Genomic DNA, 16,405 nt, shown 5'->3' on the forward strand with positions numbered 1-16,405 from the left:
CGAGGCGTCACACACCGCTGACCACCTACAGGAAAAGAGGCACACCGATGAAGATCGCCAGGGTCGAGACCCATCTGCTGGATCATCCCCTTGAACAGGCCTTCGAAAGTGCTTCCATGCGCTTCGAACGCCGCCAGCACTGCCTGGTGGAGATCACCTGCGAAGACGGCACCGTCGGCTGGGGGGAGTGCCTCGGTCCGGCCCAGGCCAACGCCGCGGTGGTGGCCACCTACGCCGACACCCTGATCGGCGCCAACCCGCTGGAGCATGAAAAACTGTGGCTCATGCTCTACAACCGGCTGCGTGACCAGGGCCAGCGGGGGCTGACCATGACCGCCCTCAGCGGCATCGACATCGCGCTGTGGGACATCAAGGGCAAGCACTACGGTGCCAGCGTGTCGGAGCTCTTGGGAGGGCGTTTTCGCGAACGCGTCCAGGCCTACGCCACCGGCTCCTTTCGTCGCGATGGCGTGGACCGGGTCAGTGATATCGCCGCGGAGGTGGCGGGCTACGCCGAGGAAGGCTTTCACGGGGTCAAGATCAAGATTGGCTTCAACGTCGAGGAAGATCTTCGGGTCATCGCCGCCGTGCGCGAGGCCATCGGTCCCGATCGGCGTCTGATGATCGATGCCAACCACGGCTATGACCTGCTGGAGGCCCTCGAGGTCGGCAAGCGGGCGGCGGCTTACGACGTCGACTGGTTCGAGGAACCGGTACTACCGGAGCAGATTCATACCTATCGCGCGGTGCGCGATGGCCAGCCTCTACCGGTCGCCAGTGGCGAGAACTGGCATGGCCGCTACGCCATGCAGGAGCCGCTGGCCAGTCGCGCCATCGATATCTGCCAGCCCGACATATGCAGCGTCGGCGGCTTCACCGAGATGCGGCGCGTCGTGGATATGGCGGCGCTTCATGGCGTGCGCCTGATTCCCCATGTGTGGGGCACCGCCGTGTGCATCGCCGCCAGCCTTCAGGCCATGGCGGCGCTGCCGCCCAATCCGCCCAGACGTGAGCCGATCGAACCCATCATGGAGTTCGATCGGACCCACAATCCCTTCCGTCAGGCCATTGTTACCCAGCCGCTGGAGCATCATCAGGGCTGGGTCGATATCCCCGACGGCCCTGGACTTGGCATCGAGATCGATCGCGACGCCCTGACACGTTTCGCCCTCAAGGAGACAAGACAGTGATACCGGCCAATACCCGTCTGCTGGAAGGGCGCGCGCCCAGGCTGAAGGCGCCCGCCGGTGCCACCGATTGCCATGCCCACCTGTTTCTGGAAGGCTTCGAGGGACACCCGCAGGCCGCGCCGATCAAGGAGCTCGCGACCCTCGAGGACTTCAGGCGCTATCAGCGCTGGATGGGGCTCGACAGGGTGGTCGTGACCCAGTCCAACGCCTATCAGTTCGACAATGGCGCCTTGCTTGAATCGCTCGACCAACTAGGCCTGGACAAGGCCCGCGGGGTCGCCGTCGTCAGTCCCGACACCCCTTTGAAAACCCTCGAAGACTGGCATGGCCGAGGTGTGCGCGGCGCACGCATCATGAACCTGGGCGGAGGCGCCATGCCGTTGGCTCGCCTGCCCGAGGTCGAGCCGTTGATCGCGCCCATGGGCTGGCACCTGATGGTGCAGTTCAATGGCCGCGAGCTCGACCAGCACCTGCCGAAGCTGGAACGTATCGAGTGCCCGTACATCATCGATCATATCGGCAAGTTCATCGATCCGGTGCCGGCCGATGATCCTCGCGTCGACGCCATCCTCAGGTTGCTCGATCGCGGCAACGCCTGGTTCAAGATCTGCGCCGGTTATGAAACCAGCCTCAGCGGAGGGCCCGACTATGACGACGTCGGCGCCATCGCCCGGCGGGTCATCAACCACGCACCGGAGCGCATCCTCTGGGGCAGCAACTGGCCCCATGTTGGTGTCCCGCGAGATCAGTATCCCGACGACCCTGACCAGCTCGACGTACTGCTGGCCTGGGCCAATGAGCAGCAGCGCCAACGCATCCTGGTCGACAATCCCGCCGAACTGTACGGCTTCGGTCGCTGAAGCGCGTATCACGAGACACGAGACACGACACGCGAGAAGGAATTCTGACATGTTGAATCGACTGCTGGTCACCGGCGCCGCCGGGGGCCTGGGCACCGCTCTGAGACCTCATTTGAGTCGCCTGGCGAAGGAGGTCCGGCTGTCCGACATGGTCGCCGTCGACCAGGACGTGACCCACGACACCCGCCATGAAGAGATCGTCACGGCAGACCTGACCGACGTCGATGCTGTTGCTCGCCTGGTGGAAGGCTGTGATGGAGTTATCCACCTGGGCGGTGTATCCGTGGAGCGTTCCTGGCAGCAGATCCTGCCGGCCAACATCATGGGCACCTATCACCTCTATGAGGCGGTGCGCCGTCATGACAAGCCGCGGGTGGTATTCGCCAGTTCCAACCACGTCATCGGCTTCTACCCACAGCATCAGCGGTTGGACGCCAAGGTGCCGAAACGCCCGGATTCGCTCTATGGCGTGTCGAAAAGCTTCGGCGAGGACCTCGCCAGTCTGTACTTCGACAAGTTCGGGGTCGAAACCCTGGCGGTGCGTATTGGCTCCTGCTTCCCCGAGCCCGCCGATGCCCGCATGCTGGCCACCTGGATGAGCGTCGAGGATTTCGTGGCGTTGCTCGAGCGCGCCTTCTGTGTCCCTGAACTGGGCTACACCGTGGTCTACGGCGCCTCCAACAACGCCGAACAATGGTGGGACAATCGCGAAGCAGGCTTTCTGGGCTGGGTGCCAAGGGACAGCTCCGAACCCTGGCGTGCCGAGATCGAGGCCAGAGGAGGGCGGTTGGCTCCCGATGACCCATCGGTGCGCTTCCAGGGCGGCAAGTTTGCAGGCCAGGGTCATCCTGACGATGAATAGCCACTGAATCGTCGCGGAAAGCCACCAGGCATCCGTCTCCGGCACTGGCAGAGGGACAGAGGATCGAGCAGCCTGACACCGGGGACCTGACGCCAGCGCCTTGATACACTGGCGTCCTGATAGTCAGTGCTGATATACAGCCCTGTTAAATAGCGCTTTGCGGCACGTCGCGTGATGCCACGCGAACTGATGAGGAATCGACCATGGCAGCCAAGCCAGCACCCCGCACGGAACCGGCAACGCTCAACGTCAAGAAGCTGACGCGTGAAGGTAGTCTGTCGATGAACGTGGCCGACCAGCTGGAAGGTCTGATCACCGCCGGAACCATCGCCGTCGGCGAGAAGCTGCCGACAGAAAGCGGCCTGTGTGATTCCTTCGGTGTCAGCAGGACGGTGATTCGCGAGGCGGTGGCTCACCTCAAGTCGCTGGGCCTGGTCGAGGCACGGCGTGGCGTCGGCACCACGGTGATCCGGGCCGCACCGGCCGAGGCCATGCCCGCCAAGCGGATTCGTCCGACCACCGTCGAAGACATCCTGCATGTCATCGAGCTGCGGCTTAATCTGGAGCCTGCGGCGGCGGCGTTGGCCGCCGAGCGCTTCGAGGCCGACGACGAGACTCGCCTGCGTGACACCCATGCGGCCTTCGTCAAGGCTCGTCAGCAGCGTAGCCAGGCGCGTAACGAGGACTTCGAGTTCCACCACGCGATTGCCAGGGCCACCCATAATCCGTTCTTCCCACAGGCGCTGGAGCAGCTCAACCTGAGCGCGATTCCGCGCTCGAAGCTGGCGACCAGCGAGGTCAATACCGACTCCACCAGCACCTATCTCAAACGCGTGGAAGCCGAGCACCAGGACGTTCTCGACGCCATCCTGTCACGCGACCCCGACGCCGCCAGAGCCGCCATGGCGCGCCACCTGGAACGCGCCCGGGAGACCTACCAGCGGTTCAAGGAGAAGGGTTGAGTCAGTGCCGGCCACCAGAGCATCAGATCGTGCTCGTGTGAATGTGAGTGGCCGCCACGTAGGGATGCCAGTTCGGTGATCGGAATCCGTTGAGCTTGGTGGGAAGCTACCGCCGAGTTCGAGGTAAGTTCGAGGTAGATAAGGACAGCGATTGATGCGGGGTTCTGGTGACAAGAGGCTGTTATCAGCCTTCACAAGCTTTCATGACCCTTGGTTCGCATAATCTATATTATGTTAAATGAGGTGTTTGCCGGTTGTCCCGGACAAGCCTCTGCGCTCTGCATCATTCCTATCGATGGACGTTAATGATACGTGCCGGCTTTCTGTCCCATCCATTTCTGTCCCATCCATCCGGCTCCCTCTGCCGACACTCTCATCGCCGCTTGCACCTCTGGCGGTTCAGGATGAAAACGCCGGATCATACGTGACCTCCCCGGTCGGCATGCTGCCGCGATCATCCAACGGCAGCGCCAGAAAAAACTCAGCCGGCACTTGGGCGAGCCATAGCCCCGGATGTCGCGAAAAGCCGAAGCGCCCGTAGTACTCGGGCTCACCCAGCACCACCACACCAGCGGCGCCTTGCTCTTGCATGCGCCCAAGTCCTTCGCGGATCAGGCGTGCGCCGATGCCCTTGCGCTGACATGCCGGCGCGACTGCTACAGGGCCGAGCCCAAACCAGGCTGTCGCCTCGCCATCGATCAGCACCGGTGACAGACACAGATGCCCGACGATCATGCCCTGGTCGGCCGCCACCAAGGACAGCGTCAGGCGTTCGCTTGCCCTCAGCGCCCTGACGATCAGGTGTTCGGTAGGCCCTGCGCCCGGTGCATGCTGGGGATGGTCGTCGAAGGCCGCAAGAATCAATGCTTCGATGACGTCGTGATCCCTTGGCGCTTCTTCACGAACAATCATTGGCGATCTCCGATAGCGTGCACATACCCAATACCGACACGGTGGCCGCCGCCAACAGGTTTCGAACCAAGGCTACCTGGGGTCGAACTCACGCTCGATCTCACGTTCGATTTCACATCGTGCCACACCGTCGTCTGAAACCCGTCCTCCGGCATCCAGGCAGGCGTCCTGGAGATGCCAGAGCTGGTAACGGCTTCCTGCGTAGAACCCCATGACGAGTCCGGCGACCAGCGCCGTGGTGACGATAATCGCTATCGTGCGTCTTCCCTGACGATGTCTGGCTGCCATGGTGATGTCCGGATAGAAAAGATCTTGCTGACCGACGGTGATCAGTCGCCCAACGCTTCCAGCACCAGTTCGGCCACGCGTCGGCCCGAGGCTGGATTTTGCCCGGTGACCAGCCGCTCATCGACTACGGCGAATGGCTCCCAGGCGCGATCCGCCTTCAAATAGAGCCCGCCACGCTCGACAAGCTCCGTTTCGGTAAGAAACGGCACGATGTCGTCGAGCTTGGCCAGGTGCTCCTCGTGATTGGAGAAGCCGGTCACCTTCATGCCCTTGATCAGGTATTCCCCATCATCCCGGGTCACATTGAGCAAGCCCACGGCACCGTGACACACAGAGGATACGATACCGTCTGCCTCGTAGATGTCCCGACACAGGCGTTGGAGCGTCTCGTTGCCCGGAAAGTCCCAGATGACTCCATGCCCGCCCGCCAGATAGATTGCCCGATAGTCCGCTGCGTTGACCTCGTCCAGGGCCAGCGTCGTACCCAGGCGGTTCATGAAGTCCTTGTTCTGATAGTAGTCCCAGTCAATCGCTTCGGCGGCCGCCAGACTGTGGGGATCGATGGGCGTATAGCCCCCCCTTGGGGCTTGCGATGTCGCAGGTCCAGCCAGCCTGTTCGACATGATCGATGAAATGCACGGCTTCACCTAGCCACAGACCCGTGGCTCGATCATGATTGGGATACTTGGCGTGACTGGTCACTACCACAAGAATCTTGTTATCCATGGCGAGGGCTCCGACGAGAACGTTGAACCTTGTAGTCGACTCTGTCGCTATCTTGTTGCGTTATTGTAGTCAGCCTCGTGCTAGCTTCAGCAAAGCACGAAAGGTTCTGCATAGTGGAAGCGGAATGCCCAGGGGCGTGTATAGGGACTTGTGTAGCCGCCAATACTCAGGCAACTCCTTGGGTCTATTGTCCCGATTTCTGATGAGGTAGACATGGGCCCCGCTCAGTAGACACCCTTGCGCTTTTTCAGGGGTGCGGGCTCGGGATTGTGGGCGGTTCTCAGCAGTACAGCGGAGCACCTGAGGCGTGATCAACCCGGCCCCAGCATGGACAGCGCTGGCGTCGCTCCTTATCATCGCTTCAATTTGTCTCGTTCGATTAGCTTCCTCGGAAGTGGTCTTGTCGAGTCACACCATTTTTGTCGATGCCGATACAAGGACGCTAGCGTCATGCCCCTCCGACCGACTCGTTTTCTTTCTTTGGCCGCCGCCGCGATGCTCGGTGGCTGTGCTCTGGCACCGGTCGACGCTCCGCCTCCTCCTGAGCCTCTCACGCCTTCGGAATTCCACGCCGAGATCCGAGGGCTCGAGACGCGCCTGGCGGGACGCTGCGACCTGACCCACGACATGCTCAGTGAACAGGCGGCGCAGGATCGCCGCATGACCGCCGATATCCGCGAAGTCGGTAGCCTGCTGCGCGGCGTACGCCAAGATCTGGCCGGGCTCGAGCGCGGCAGCGCGGAGCCCGGTCCTCGGACGACGCAGTGCGAGGCCAGCACCGAGTCCGGTATCGACAACAAAGAACTGCTGGGTCGCAGCGAGTGGGTTGGCTTGCCCGATGTGGGCACCTATCTGAAGGCGCGGATCGACTCCGGGGCCAACACCTCATCGCTGTCCGCTACCGATGTCACCACCTTCGAACGGGATGGTGACGAATGGGTGCGCTTCAAGCTGGGCCTCAATGAAGAGGATTCGGTGGTCGAGGCCGTGCGCGATGAATGGATCGAGGCACCGGTAGAACGCAAGGTGACCATCGTCCAGGCCAACGGTGAAGAAAGCCGCCCCGTGGTCAGCCTGCTGATGACCCTCGGCCCGCTGCGTGAACAGGTCGAATTCACCCTGAACGACCGCACCCACCTGAGCTATCCCGTCCTGCTTGGCCGTCGTTTCCTGTTGGATATCGCCGTCATCGACGTGGCACGCCACTACCTGCACGACCGTCCCGAATTCCCAGGAGGGGAATCGGCCAGCGAAGCCGCCGACGAGGAAGCGGCCGATCGTGATGATCAGGAACAGCCCTGAGATAACGCTGTGTGCCGACGCCCCGGGGCGTCGGCCTTTCGCTCCCGATTAAGGAAGACCCATGTCCAGACTGCCCTTTTATCTGATCGTCGCCCTGCTGATGGTGGTTGGCATCGCGATGAGCATTCACCGCCACGTGGAATTCGAGGTCCCCTGGACGCCGGGTGAACAGCGCCAGGTCTGGGAAATCGAGGCTCAGGTCACCTTCGATGGCCAGGGCGAGCCGGCCAAGGTGGACATGGCCCTGCCCTCCTCTCAGGCCGGTTTTCGGGTGCTGACCGAGCACACCGCCTCACCGGGTTACGGCCTGGCGTTCCTGCAGGAAAACGGCGCACGTCGCGCCGAGTGGTCCACCCGCGAGGCGGTGGGCGATCAGCGCCTCTACTACACCGCCCAGGTACTGGTGACCGAAGGTGCCCGCAAGGCAACCGCTCCGCCCCCGCCGCCGCCGGTGACCGATGTCGCCTGGGAGCGTCCCTACGACACCGCCGCCCAGCAGGTGATCGACCGCGCCTGGGCACGCTCGTCCGACGCCTTTACCTTCGCCCGTGAATTGCTGAGCGAATTCGCCGATGACCGCCAGGGGGAAAATGCCAGGCTACTGCTGACCCAGTTCGATCGTGTGCCGCTGGCCGTGCGCCTGTTGAACCAGGCCGGCGTTGCCGCCCGTGAGGTCAGTGGCCTGATGCTCGACAGCGGCCGTCGGCGCCAGAGCCTGACCTCGTGGATACAGGTCTATGACGGCGACAAGCGCGCACTGTTCAATCCGGCCACCGGCGAACAGGGCAAGCCCGACAACCTGTTGATGTGGGAAAGCGCTGGCAATGCCGTGCTCGAGGTGGAAGGCGGTCGCGATTCACGTATTTCCTTCTCCATGCTGGTACGCAACCAGCCCGCCGCGGCGGCGGTACGCAGCCAGCTCGCCGAGGACAGCGATACCCTGCTCAACTTCTCGATTCACAGCTTGCCGCTCGAGGAGCAGGCGCTGTTCCAGACCATCCTGCTGATCCCGATCGGTGCGCTGGTGGTGGTGCTGCTGCGGGTGCTGATCGGCATCAAGACGTCCGGTACCTTCATGCCGGTACTGATTGCCCTGGCCTTCATCCAGACCACCCTGCTCACCGGCCTGGTCGGGTTTCTGCTGGTGGTGGCCGTCGGTCTGGTCATCCGCAGCTATCTGTCACACTTGAATCTATTGCTGGTGGCCAGGGTGACGGCGGTGATAATAACGGTGATAGCGATCATCTCGATCTTCACCGTGCTGTCCTATCGCTTTGGCCTCAATGCGGGCCTGACGATCACCTTCTTCCCGATGATCATCCTGTCCTGGACCATCGAACGGATGTCGATCCTGTGGGAAGAAGAAGGCCCCAAGGAAGTGCTGATCCAGGGCGGCGGCAGCCTGCTGACCGCGGTACTGGCCTATCTGGCGATGAACAATCCGTGGATTCGTCACATCACCTTCAACTTCCTCGGCCTGCAGCTCATCCTGATGGCGCTGATCCTGCTGCTGGGCAACTACACCGGTTACCGACTGCTCGAACTGCGTCGTTTCAAGCCGGTCACGGAGGACTGAGCCATGCTCAACTGGACCAGTCCCGGCAAGCTCAAGGCCAAGGGCATCATCGGCATGAACCGGCGTAACATCCGTTACATCGGTCGCTACAACAGTCGCAAGCTGTATCCGCTGGTGGATGACAAGCTCAAGACCAAGCTGCTGGCACAGGAATACGGCATCACCACGCCGGAGCATATCGGCACGGTGTCGACCCAGTTTAGTGTCAAGCACATCAGCGAGATGCTGGCGGGCCACAACGGTTTTGTGATCAAGCCAGCCAAGGGCAGCGGCGGCAAGGGCATCCTGGTCATCGAGCGCGTCGAGGGCAAGCACTTCATCAAGCCCAGCGGCGCGGAGCTGGATATCGAGGATGTCGAACGCCACGTCTCCAATATCCTTTCGGGGCTCTATTCGCTTGGGGGCTCCCCGGACGTTGCCCTGGTCGAGGGGCTGATCAACTTCGATACCACCTTCGCTGCCTATACCTACGAAGGGGTGCCGGATATCCGTGTCATCGTGTTCAAGGGCTACCCGGTGATGGCGATGATGCGGCTGTCCACCGCCGCCTCCGACGGCAAGGCCAACCTGCACCAGGGCGCGGTGGGCGTCGGTATCGATATCGCCAGCGGGCGCGCCGTACGAGGTGTCCAGTTCGATCGTTCGCGCACCGATCATCCCGATACTGGCCACGAACTGGCCAGCCTGCAGATCACTGGCTGGACCACCCTTCTTGAACTCGCCTCCGGCTGCTACGAGATGACCGGGCTTGGCTATCTCGGCACCGACATGGTGCTCGATCGTGACCGCGGCCCCATGTTGCTCGAGCTGAACGCCCGCCCTGGCCTGGCGATCCAGATGGCCAATGGCGAAGGCTTGCGGCGACGCCTCGATCTGATCGAGGCGCAGACTGAGGAGCGTAGCGCTGCCGAGCGGGTGGCCTTCGCCCAGCACCACTTCGCCCGCCAGGGCGAGCTGCAGGAAGCCCCGGCAGAAGCCATTTGACAGTTTCGCGTGTCTGGCCCGCCGGCGGGCCAGCGCGTAGACTAGGTTGCCGCTTCGTGAATATTGGACCCCATGACCGAAACCGCCCTGCTACAACAGGCTGAAGCTCACTGCGCACATCGTGGCGTGCGCTTCACCCCCATCCGGCGACGTGTACTGGAACTGATCGGTGAGGCCAGCGGCGGCCTCAAGGCTTACGATCTGCTGGATCGGCTAGCCAAGGATCACGCCGCCGCGCGCCCCCCGACGGTGTACCGTGCGCTGGAGTTCCTGATCGAACAGGGACTGGTACATCGCATCGAGTCGCTCAATGCCTACGTCGCTTGCCCCTGCCCCGAGCATGCCCATCGCTTCCAGTTGCTGATCTGCCGGGACTGCGGGCGCGTCGAGGAATTGCACCTCGACGAGATCAACGAGCAACTGGCAAGTCGTGCCAGGACACTGGGCTTCCAGGTACAGCGCCAGACCATCGAACTGCTTGGCCTGTGCCAGGCCTGCCAAGGCAGCCGCAACGATGGTGCCGAGGAGCGTGCCGACGCGACCGTTGATCCAGTCAATACAGCCTCTTCCACCCCCAAGGACGCCACCTGAGCCCCATGACCGACCTGCTCAAACGCCTCGAGCGCGAACCCTGCGATAGCCGTCATTCTCTCGAAGAGGTGCTGGCCAATGTGCGATTCAACGGCGATGGCCTGCTGCCGGCCATCGCCCAGCAGCACGATAGCGGCGAAGTGCTGATGATGGCGTGGATGAACCGGGAGGCGCTGGAGGAAACGCTGCGCACTGGCCGGGTATGCTACTACTCCCGCTCCCGCGCCAAGCTGTGGCGCAAGGGCGAGTCTTCCGGCCAGCAGCAGCATCTCAGGAGTGCGTCGCTGGACTGTGACGGCGATACCCTGCTGCTGCAGGTCGAGCAGACCGGTCCGGCCTGCCATACCGGCCGTCGTAGCTGTTTCTATCTGTCCCTGGAAGCGGACAGCGCCCGTATCAACAGCGCTGCGCTGATCGATCCCGATGAGCTCTACACCAAGGGATCCTGAGTCATCGGCGACGGCCGGGGCTGACAGCGGCCGTGGTCGCGATGATCGATCGCCCCCCGCGCAGGAGCCATCACTCCGAGCGCGCGGACCGAAGCGCTGGCTGGCATGGCCGTTACTGGCGCTGATTCGCCTCTACCAGGGTGTCATCAGCCCATTGCTGGGCCCACGCTGTCGCTACTGGCCAAGCTGCTCGCACTACAGTCACGAAGCCATAACGGTTCACGGCCCGATACGGGGCGGTTGGCTAGCGCTCAAGCGTATTCTGCGCTGCCATCCTGGCGCCAAGGGCGGCATCGATCCTGTGCCTGGCGGGCCCAGCGAGAGGCTTTGCCGCCAGGATCCGGAGCTCGACGAGTGGTTTGAGGTGCGCGGCGACAGCGACTCGAGATCAGCGGACTGACGCGGGCGCCTCGTCGACGCCCAGGGTTCAAGCGTCAGGCAGCTTCCTGCTCAGCGACGCGATAGATGCGCTCGAGCATGGCGTTGAGGCCATTGCTGCGGGTCGGCGACAGGTGCTTGTCGAGGCCCAGGTCCTTGAGAAAATGTGGACTGGTGGCGAGGATGTCGCTGGGCTTTCGATCGTTGTAGATGCGCATCAGCACGGCGATCAGCCCTGACACGATGGCGGCGTCCGAGATGGCGGCAAAGTGCAGGGTGTCGCCCTGGCGCTCGTGGTGCATCCACACATTGGACTGACAGCCCTGAATCTTCAGCTCGTCACGCTTGTGCTCATCGGGGAAGGCCGGCAATGCCTTGCCCATGTCGATGATGTACTGATAGCGGTCCATCCAGTTGTCGAACAGTTCAAACTCTTCCAGCAGCTCCTGCTGGGCCTGTTCTGCGGTACTCGTCGTGGTCATGGTGACTCCCTAGAATGCTGCCAGGATTATACCTGCCAGGCCCCGCCGTCGTCCTCCCCCGGTCAGCCCCGGTTCGGAGAACCCGGCCAGGCGTCATGCTAGAATTCGCCCTGAGCGGGTGACAACGGAGCACTCGCTGTCGCTCGCCGCCTAAGCTACATAAAGAGATCGACATGCAAGCGCCAGACCCCCAAGGACAGGGCCCGCATCGCTCACGTGATAGACGACTCGATGCACTGGAAAAGGAGCTCGACCAGTACCTGGGCTCGTCACGGGCCGGCAAGACCGGCACGCCGGCCTCCGAGCGAGGCCTGACGCAGCAGCAGCTGGAAGAGATCATCGCTCACCTGGCCGCCCAGCGACGGGCCAAGCGAGCGGCCATCCTTACCAATCTGCTGGATCTGGCCGATCGCGCGGGCACCACCGTCGGCGCGCTTTCGCTGATTGCGCTGTTCTTCGCCGACAAGGATAGCTCGGGGGCGACGCTGGTGGTGGCCAGCACGGCCAAGCCGCTTTGGGGCGCCTTCGTTGGCTTTGGTCTGGCACTCGTGGCATCCTATGCCAAGGCCCTGCTCACCTGGAGGGACAAGTGATGACATTCCATATCGCCATGCTGATCATGCTGGGCGCCACCTTGGCGCTGGCGGTGGCCGCCTACCGACTCGACCGTGGCTACAAGTCCGACGTCAAGGCGCTCACCGAGCACGCCAATCGTTATATCGCCCGAAAGCGCGGCCCCCTCGAGCACTAGGATTGCCTGGTTGGCTCCATTGGCGGGCTCTGCTAGCCGCCCTCAGCCAGAAACCTGTCCAGGGGGGGGGCTGTTTCTTCATTCCTTATTCTCCCCCCTTCCCTTGACCCCATCTTGGTCCTTCTGCCTGGCCAAGGCCGTGCAGCGACTGCTGGCGATGCCACTCCTCGTCTTCGGTGTGGTGGCCGCCTACCGACTCGACCGTGGCTACAAGTCCGACGTCAAGGCGCTCACCGAGCACGCCAATCGTTATATCGCCCGAAAGCGCGGCCCCCTCGAGCACTAGGATTGCCTGGTTGGCTCCATTGGCGGGCTCTGCTAGCCGCCCTCAGCCAGAAACCTGTCCAGGGGGGGGCTGTTTCTTCATTCCTTATTCTCCCCCCTTCCCTTGACCCCATCTTGGTCCTTCTGCCTGGCCAAGGCCGTGCAGCGACTGCTGGCGATGCCACTCCTCGTCTTCGGTGTGAAGGTAGCGTGACGTCGTCTCCAGGCGTGAGTGACGTGCCGACTGCGCCAGATAACGAAGCTCCACGCCCGCCTGGGCCTGATGGGTCAGAGCGGTATGCCTGAGCCAGTGCGGCGTAGCCTGTCGTAGCCGTGCCACCGCCTGGGGATCCCCGCCCTGCTCTTCCAGGCAGCCCGCGGCCTGGCTGAAGGTCGTGCGTATCAGTCGGTACAACTGGTTGTCACCCAGCGCGGTCTTACCATCCAGGCGTCTCAACAGTGGCGCTGGATCCCCGGCGGGATCGGCCGGCTCGCCGTAGAGCGTCCGCGCCTCCCGGACCAGCTCGATCATGTCGGGCGGCACCGGAATCTCGGCAAACTTGCCGCCCTTGCCAACCACCTGCCACCACCAGCGCCCTTCCCGCCTCACCAGATCCTCCATGCGCGCCTGGCTCATCTCGTTGATCCGCGGGGCCAGCAGGTAGGCAAAGCCGAACACCAGTCGCCGCCTGGTCCAGAGAAATCTGGCTCGTCGGTCGGCACCTGGCTCCAGCGGCTCGTTGAGCCAGGCCCACAGCCAGTCCCACAGCGGACGCTCCAGATAGCGCTCGACACGCCGCTGGCCATTGTTGAGGCGCCTGCGCTTGTCGCGCATCAATCGAAACGGGTTGCGCGACAGCCAGCCCGCCTCCACCAGCCAGGCCATCATGCCTTGCAGGATCACCAGGCTCTGGCGCCGACTTGCCGGCGACAGGGGGCCGCGAAACGGCCGCCAGCGAGGATCCTGACGCGGCCTGACCGGGCCTACCCACTGCTCGCGGGGGCGCGGGTCGGCGAGAAAGGCCTCGAACTCATCCAGGTGAGCCCGGGTCATCTGGGCCAGCGAAAGGCGGCGCTCTTCAAGCCACAGCAGCAGCCGCTCGGCCTCGCGGCGGTAGGCGCGCTGGGTCTGCGCGCTGCCGCCGTATTCGGCAAGCCAGTGGGCCACCGCCTGCCAGTCATCTTCCGCCTCGATCAGGGCCTGCGGGGACGACGAAGACGGTAATTCGCCGTCGACCAGGGTGCCTCCCGGCGTGCTGTCGAAGACCGCCCTGCCGTCCTGTGCCTGTATCGGAGGTGTCTTGCTCATATGACCTGCCCATTGGCTTGCGCCATTGCGTGTCCTCGCTTGGCGCGGCTGAATAGATAAAAAGTCCTGCTGACCAGCTGGCCGCTCAAGACACCGATGGCCACATCCGGTTGCGCGCGGCCAATGTGCGAGAACGCGATAGCGCGCAGCCTGGTTGCGCCGGTATCTGAGGGTCTCGGGTATGCTGACGTATGAACGACAGGGAGCCGTCGAGATCGATCATGAGTCACAACCAGCATTTCGTTGCCCGTGGCTTCGGGGACTTCGTTGACCGGGTTGGTGCCACCATCGCGGCACTCAGTGTCATGGGCGGCCTGTTCACGTCTCAGATGCCCGCACTCCTTTCGCTCGCGGGGGTGCTGCTGGGGATTGGCTGTGCAGCTCTCGGAATCACTACTAAGAAGAGGTTTTCCTCTGAGGAGGACGTATGACACCGGATATTCTCGAATCCCTGAAGACGTTCCTGTTCGTGGCTTCGCCGCTGATCATTCTGGCGCTTGGAACGGCAGCTTATGCCAAGTGGCGTGGGCATAACCCTTGATGCCCTGCTGTCAGGGTGGCTTGACCGCTACTCACCTGCCCGCCCTCTCCCGCCCTCGTGCTTCTCTACTTTTGCCGCTCTCTATTCTGGCCCTTCTCTGATCTAGCCATTCTCAGCTCTCGCTTTTCCCCGGCCTGGCCCTTCTCTGCTCTAGCTCTTCTCGAGCCGTTCTCCGCTCTCGCTTTCCCCGGTCTGGCGCTGCCATGCCCGCGCTCTTTCCTGGTCTCGTTTTTCCCTGCTCCAGGCTAGCCAAAGGCCGCCTCGCAGGCGAAAAAGGCAATCGTGTAACACATTGATTTTACATTACATGTTGTCCGGACAAGAACTTCTCCCATAGACGTTCTCTACCCGCCCTTTGTTCGACGTCGATGAGAAGGCGCACCGCTTCTACCGCTGCAACCAACTCGCCGCAGCCCTTTCCGCGCTATACGACGCCAGCTTCTCCCATGCATCCGCAACGAGCGCTGGTTGTCTTAGTCTGCCCCTGTAAGTGCGTAAATTCAAGATAAGGCGCGTAATCTTGATTTATCGTCGCATATCATAAATATTCCTACGTATTTACGTGTTATGTAATTACACGTACTATCGCCTTCGCTTAATGGAAATGATGGCTGGCGGGCATCAGCCGCCCCCTCACGAAGCAGGCAGGGGTTCGCAGGAATGTGAGCACCGCTCACGTGACGTCACCGCACGGCAGTGCCAGCAGGTGTCACAGAAAGCGAACCGGAGCATGGCGAGCGAGGGGGCATTCAGGCATGATCAGCCGCTGGCGGAATCGACCACCGCACAAGGAGAGCTTCATGGCCCGTACCGGGATCACCTACGACGACGTTCAACGAGCGGTGGATACCCTGCTCAAGCAGCAGGAAGCCCCCAGCGTTCAGAAGGTCCGAGAGATACTCGGCACCGGCAGCTTCACCACCATCAGCGAACATCTGCGCGAATGGCGTTCACGCCGGGAAGAGCGACGAGACGTTCCGCCACCCCAGGGGATGCCCGTGGAGCTTCAGGGATTGGCCGAAGAGCTCTGGAGCAAGGCCCAGGAGGCAGCAGCGGAAAACCTGGCCCACTATCGCCAGGAGGCCGATCGCAACGTGGAAGGCGCGCTTGAAAAGGTGGCCGCCGCTGATCGTCGCGCCGAGGACGCCGAACAGCGCGAAAGCGCCCTGTCGGCCCATCTGTCATCCATGGAGCAGCGCCTGCAGGAGGCGGCCTCGGAATCGGCACGACTGGCGAGCGCCAATCAAGCGCTGGAGCAGCAGCTCATCAAGGAAGGCGAGCGCGCCACCCAGCTCGAAGCTCAGCTTGATCGTCTGCAGCAGGACAAGGAGCGTGAAGGCAGGGAGTACCAGCAGGCGCTGGATGACCAGCAGAAGCAGCATCGCGAACGCCTGGCCCAGGAAGAACAACGCCACGAGGCCGCCGAGGCGCGGCTGATGGCCATGCTGGACGAAGCACGCCAGGAACGACAAAGTGCGGAAAAGGCCCATGCCCAGCGCCTCAAGCAGGCCGATCAGCGCCAGGAGGTGTTGCAGCAGCAGCTTCAGGCACTGCGGGGCGAACTGTCAGAAGAGGAAAAGCGCCATCGCGAGACGCAGATGGAGCGCTCGCGAGCCGAGGAGAACCTGCGCGCTCGAGGCCACGAGGTAGACCTGCTCAACGAGCGTATCGAAGAGCAGAGGCGCCTGCTGGCAAATCAGTCAGAGCGACTCAAGGCGCTCGAGGCCAAGCTTGACGAGAAGATCTGGGCGCTGGCCAGACAGCAGCGCGAACGCGCTGATGACAAAGAAGGCACATCCAGCGGAAACGCCAAACAACAGACCTCTTCGCCCTAGGGCTGCGCCTCCAGGATTCAGGCAGCGGCCTGGCCGTGTGATTGCATAGGGTGGCATTCACACGGCACGCCCGGGATCCAGCGCAGTGGCACTGCAAACCACAAGCCGCCATTCAGGGCCCAAGCGGCGTGCACCGCCTCCTT

Annotated in this window: 20 protein-coding genes; 15 read left to right on the plus strand and 5 right to left on the minus strand. The window is 62.7% G+C overall.

Translation table 11 applies throughout. From position 1 onward, the window contains the following. Positions 1-47: 47 nt before the first annotated feature. The 4 genes from NFG57_RS09935 to NFG57_RS09950 all read left to right on the plus strand — a co-directional run bounded on the left by NFG57_RS09935 (position 48) and on the right by NFG57_RS09950 (position 3,874). Positions 48-1,190, plus strand: a complete 1,143-nt coding sequence (locus tag NFG57_RS09935; RefSeq protein ID WP_348816109.1) for a mandelate racemase/muconate lactonizing enzyme family protein — start codon at positions 48-50, stop codon at positions 1,188-1,190. Further along, entirely contained in the window at positions 1,187-2,050 is an 864-nt protein-coding gene (locus NFG57_RS09940) for an amidohydrolase family protein (protein WP_348816110.1), read from the plus strand. Before NFG57_RS09935 ends, NFG57_RS09940 begins: the two co-directional genes overlap by 4 nt. Before the next feature lie 49 nt (positions 2,051-2,099). Then, the gene (locus NFG57_RS09945; RefSeq protein WP_213227834.1) at positions 2,100-2,912 is read left to right on the plus strand and encodes an NAD(P)-dependent oxidoreductase; all 813 of its coding nucleotides are present in this window, start codon (positions 2,100-2,102) and stop codon (positions 2,910-2,912) included. Positions 2,913-3,115: 203 nt separating this feature from the next. Further along, the gene (locus NFG57_RS09950; RefSeq protein ID WP_348816111.1) at positions 3,116-3,874 is read left to right on the plus strand and encodes a FadR/GntR family transcriptional regulator; all 759 of its coding nucleotides are present in this window, start codon (positions 3,116-3,118) and stop codon (positions 3,872-3,874) included. A 399-nt stretch (positions 3,875-4,273) separates the two neighbouring features. Here NFG57_RS09950 and NFG57_RS09955 read toward each other — a convergent pair whose 3' ends face one another. From NFG57_RS09955 to NFG57_RS09965, 3 genes are all read right to left on the minus strand, one after another. Then, the gene (locus NFG57_RS09955; protein WP_348816112.1) at positions 4,274-4,786 is read right to left on the minus strand and encodes an N-acetyltransferase; all 513 of its coding nucleotides are present in this window, start codon (positions 4,784-4,786) and stop codon (positions 4,274-4,276) included. A gap of 72 nt (positions 4,787-4,858) precedes the next feature. After that, positions 4,859-5,074: a hypothetical protein gene (locus tag NFG57_RS09960; protein WP_348816113.1), complete on the minus strand. Its 216-nt coding sequence runs from the start codon at positions 5,072-5,074 to the stop codon at positions 4,859-4,861. Positions 5,075-5,115: 41 nt separating this feature from the next. Further along, positions 5,116-5,571 carry a type 1 glutamine amidotransferase domain-containing protein gene (locus NFG57_RS09965; RefSeq protein ID WP_348816115.1) on the minus strand — a complete coding sequence of 152 codons (456 nt, stop codon included), beginning with the start codon at positions 5,569-5,571 and terminating at the stop codon, positions 5,116-5,118. A gap of 679 nt (positions 5,572-6,250) precedes the next feature. Between NFG57_RS09965 and NFG57_RS09970 the strand changes: the two genes are divergently transcribed. The 6 genes from NFG57_RS09970 to yidD all read left to right on the plus strand — a co-directional run bounded on the left by NFG57_RS09970 (position 6,251) and on the right by yidD (position 11,102). Further along, the gene (locus NFG57_RS09970; protein ID WP_108133627.1) at positions 6,251-7,102 is read left to right on the plus strand and encodes an ATP-dependent zinc protease; all 852 of its coding nucleotides are present in this window, start codon (positions 6,251-6,253) and stop codon (positions 7,100-7,102) included. Between the two features lie 61 nt (positions 7,103-7,163). After that, entirely contained in the window at positions 7,164-8,678 is a 1,515-nt protein-coding gene (locus NFG57_RS09975; RefSeq protein WP_108447945.1) for an inactive transglutaminase family protein, read from the plus strand. 3 nt (positions 8,679-8,681) lie between these two features. Next, positions 8,682-9,662, plus strand: a complete 981-nt coding sequence (locus NFG57_RS09980; RefSeq protein WP_045992077.1) for an alpha-L-glutamate ligase-like protein — start codon at positions 8,682-8,684, stop codon at positions 9,660-9,662. Between the two features lie 72 nt (positions 9,663-9,734). Continuing rightward, complete coding sequence (locus tag NFG57_RS09985) at positions 9,735-10,253, plus strand: transcriptional repressor (protein ID WP_348816116.1); 519 nt, start codon at positions 9,735-9,737, stop codon at positions 10,251-10,253. Positions 10,254-10,258: 5 nt separating this feature from the next. After that, entirely contained in the window at positions 10,259-10,702 is a 444-nt protein-coding gene (gene hisI / locus NFG57_RS09990; protein ID WP_108447947.1) for a phosphoribosyl-AMP cyclohydrolase, read from the plus strand. Positions 10,703-10,802: 100 nt separating this feature from the next. After that, a complete protein-coding gene (gene yidD, locus NFG57_RS09995) occupies positions 10,803-11,102 on the plus strand; it encodes a membrane protein insertion efficiency factor YidD (RefSeq protein WP_348816173.1) in 300 nt (99 codons plus the stop codon). A gap of 34 nt (positions 11,103-11,136) precedes the next feature. Here the strand turns inward: yidD and NFG57_RS10000 are convergent, their stop codons facing one another. Next, positions 11,137-11,562 carry a SufE family protein gene (locus tag NFG57_RS10000; protein WP_045992080.1) on the minus strand — a complete coding sequence of 142 codons (426 nt, stop codon included), beginning with the start codon at positions 11,560-11,562 and terminating at the stop codon, positions 11,137-11,139. 173 nt (positions 11,563-11,735) lie between these two features. On the opposite strand from NFG57_RS10000, the gene NFG57_RS10005 reads away from it, so the two are divergent. The 3 genes from NFG57_RS10005 to NFG57_RS10015 all read left to right on the plus strand — a co-directional run bounded on the left by NFG57_RS10005 (position 11,736) and on the right by NFG57_RS10015 (position 12,599). Next, a complete protein-coding gene (locus NFG57_RS10005; RefSeq protein ID WP_213227843.1) occupies positions 11,736-12,155 on the plus strand; it encodes a hypothetical protein in 420 nt (139 codons plus the stop codon). Beyond that, complete coding sequence (locus NFG57_RS10010) at positions 12,155-12,313, plus strand: hypothetical protein (RefSeq protein WP_156088610.1); 159 nt, start codon at positions 12,155-12,157, stop codon at positions 12,311-12,313. The genes NFG57_RS10005 and NFG57_RS10010 overlap by 1 nt, the downstream gene beginning before the upstream one ends. Before the next feature lie 157 nt (positions 12,314-12,470). Further along, positions 12,471-12,599 carry a hypothetical protein gene (locus NFG57_RS10015; protein WP_348816117.1) on the plus strand — a complete coding sequence of 43 codons (129 nt, stop codon included), beginning with the start codon at positions 12,471-12,473 and terminating at the stop codon, positions 12,597-12,599. Between the two features lie 84 nt (positions 12,600-12,683). Here NFG57_RS10015 and NFG57_RS10020 read toward each other — a convergent pair whose 3' ends face one another. Continuing rightward, positions 12,684-13,886, minus strand: a complete 1,203-nt coding sequence (locus NFG57_RS10020) for a site-specific integrase (protein ID WP_222516804.1) — start codon at positions 13,884-13,886, stop codon at positions 12,684-12,686. Positions 13,887-14,107: 221 nt separating this feature from the next. On the opposite strand from NFG57_RS10020, the gene NFG57_RS10025 reads away from it, so the two are divergent. Together NFG57_RS10025 and NFG57_RS10030 are read left to right on the plus strand one after the other, a co-directional pair. After that, complete coding sequence (locus tag NFG57_RS10025) at positions 14,108-14,317, plus strand: hypothetical protein (RefSeq protein WP_108195028.1); 210 nt, start codon at positions 14,108-14,110, stop codon at positions 14,315-14,317. Between the two features lie 910 nt (positions 14,318-15,227). Beyond that, entirely contained in the window at positions 15,228-16,262 is a 1,035-nt protein-coding gene (locus NFG57_RS10030) for a DNA-binding protein (protein WP_348816118.1), read from the plus strand. The last annotated feature ends 143 nt before the right edge of the window (positions 16,263-16,405 follow it).

Source organism: Halomonas sp. H10-59, from assembly GCF_040070555.1.
Classification (GTDB): Bacteria; Pseudomonadota; Gammaproteobacteria; order Pseudomonadales; family Halomonadaceae; genus Halomonas; species Halomonas litopenaei.

Bases quoted from the DNA above. Each gene is read 5' to 3' on its own strand.
- hisI (WP_108447947.1), top strand. From the start codon at position 10,259: ATGACCGACCTGCTCAAACGCCTCGAGCGCGAACCCTGCGATAGCCGT.
- NFG57_RS10020 (WP_222516804.1), bottom strand. From the start codon at position 13,886: ATGAGCAAGACACCTCCGATACAGGCACAGGACGGCAGGGCGGTCTTC.
- NFG57_RS09935 (WP_348816109.1), top strand. From the start codon at position 48: ATGAAGATCGCCAGGGTCGAGACCCATCTGCTGGATCATCCCCTTGAA.
- NFG57_RS09955 (WP_348816112.1), bottom strand. From the start codon at position 4,786: ATGATTGTTCGTGAAGAAGCGCCAAGGGATCACGACGTCATCGAAGCA.
- NFG57_RS09975 (WP_108447945.1), top strand. From the start codon at position 7,164: ATGTCCAGACTGCCCTTTTATCTGATCGTCGCCCTGCTGATGGTGGTT.
- NFG57_RS09945 (WP_213227834.1), top strand. From the start codon at position 2,100: ATGTTGAATCGACTGCTGGTCACCGGCGCCGCCGGGGGCCTGGGCACC.
- NFG57_RS09965 (WP_348816115.1), bottom strand. From the start codon at position 5,571: ATGAACCGCCTGGGTACGACGCTGGCCCTGGACGAGGTCAACGCAGCG.
- NFG57_RS09960 (WP_348816113.1), bottom strand. From the start codon at position 5,074: ATGGCAGCCAGACATCGTCAGGGAAGACGCACGATAGCGATTATCGTC.
- NFG57_RS10015 (WP_348816117.1), top strand. From the start codon at position 12,471: ATGCCACTCCTCGTCTTCGGTGTGGTGGCCGCCTACCGACTCGACCGT.
- NFG57_RS10010 (WP_156088610.1), top strand. From the start codon at position 12,155: ATGACATTCCATATCGCCATGCTGATCATGCTGGGCGCCACCTTGGCG.
- NFG57_RS09980 (WP_045992077.1), top strand. From the start codon at position 8,682: ATGCTCAACTGGACCAGTCCCGGCAAGCTCAAGGCCAAGGGCATCATC.
- NFG57_RS10005 (WP_213227843.1), top strand. From the start codon at position 11,736: ATGCAAGCGCCAGACCCCCAAGGACAGGGCCCGCATCGCTCACGTGAT.
- NFG57_RS09985 (WP_348816116.1), top strand. From the start codon at position 9,735: ATGACCGAAACCGCCCTGCTACAACAGGCTGAAGCTCACTGCGCACAT.
- NFG57_RS09950 (WP_348816111.1), top strand. From the start codon at position 3,116: ATGGCAGCCAAGCCAGCACCCCGCACGGAACCGGCAACGCTCAACGTC.
- NFG57_RS10030 (WP_348816118.1), top strand. From the start codon at position 15,228: ATGGCCCGTACCGGGATCACCTACGACGACGTTCAACGAGCGGTGGAT.
- NFG57_RS10025 (WP_108195028.1), top strand. From the start codon at position 14,108: ATGAGTCACAACCAGCATTTCGTTGCCCGTGGCTTCGGGGACTTCGTT.
- NFG57_RS10000 (WP_045992080.1), bottom strand. From the start codon at position 11,562: ATGACCACGACGAGTACCGCAGAACAGGCCCAGCAGGAGCTGCTGGAA.
- NFG57_RS09970 (WP_108133627.1), top strand. From the start codon at position 6,251: ATGCCCCTCCGACCGACTCGTTTTCTTTCTTTGGCCGCCGCCGCGATG.